Source organism: Gilvimarinus sp. 1_MG-2023, assembly GCF_030548285.1.
This window is the reverse complement of sequence record NZ_JAUOSC010000453.1, coordinates 1-345: the sequence shown is the minus strand read 5'-3', so window position 1 is coordinate 345 and position 345 is coordinate 1. Positions and strand designations below refer to the sequence as shown.

Here is a 345-nt window from a genome sequence, read left to right as displayed (position 1 = left end):
GCTCCCAGTCGGGTGATTTCCTGACGCACGGTATCGCTGCGGTCAGCGGTAATAACGATCAGGGGAGTTGCCATAACGTTGCTGTCGGCGGCTGCCAGAGTGCGTATCACGCCGGTGCCGGTTTCATCGTGATCCAGATGATAGTCCGCCAGTACAATATCCGGACAGAAGTTGTGCCAGGCATCCTGGGCGACTTCGCCATTACTGGCGGTAATCACGTTACACCCCCAGGCCTGCAACAGGCTTTTCATACTGAGACGAATGGTTTCCTCGTTATCGATCACCAGTACCCGCACCCGATTAAGACGAGCACTGGCGGCCAGACCTTCCGGCACGGTGTCGGCA

At 57.4% G+C, this 345-nt stretch carries 1 protein-coding gene; it reads right to left on the bottom strand.

The features are described 5' to 3' along the window. A partial coding sequence (locus Q4563_RS17600) for a response regulator (protein WP_303605418.1) occupies positions 1 to 345 on the bottom strand: 345 nt, incomplete at both ends.